This is a genomic window from Thermococcus sp. EP1 (assembly GCF_001317345.1).
In the GTDB taxonomy this organism is placed as follows: Archaea; Methanobacteriota_B; Thermococci; order Thermococcales; family Thermococcaceae; genus Thermococcus_A.
In genome coordinates this window covers 1-315 of record NZ_JXCG01000042.1, presented here as the reverse complement: position 1 = coordinate 315, position 315 = coordinate 1, and the positions used below count along the sequence as shown (strand labels likewise).

Annotated in this window: 1 protein-coding gene; it reads left to right on the top strand. The window is 43.2% G+C overall.

Translation table 11 applies throughout. The features are described from left to right. A partial coding sequence (locus EP1X_RS09970) for a glucodextranase DOMON-like domain-containing protein (RefSeq protein ID WP_156300747.1) occupies positions 1-315 on the top strand: 315 nt, incomplete at both ends.

Below are 315 nucleotides of genomic sequence, written 5' to 3'. Positions count from 1 at the left end.
TGCAGATTATTGAAGCGTACTTTGACTTCAAAGATGGGGGGAACACGAGTGCAATAAAGATGTTTCCAGATGGACCAGGAAGTAACGTAAATTTAGATTCAGATCATCCATGGGATCTCGCTATTAGAGTTGCTGGTTGGAACTATGGAAACATAATAGTACTGCCAGATGGTACCAATTATCAGGGAGAGATGAAGATCTCCGCTGATCCGGCTAGAAATGCAATAGTTGTGGAGGTTCCAAAGAAGTACCTTCCAAAACTCCCTGAATACATGGCTGTGCTTGTTGGTTCTCAGGATGGTTATGGGCCTGATA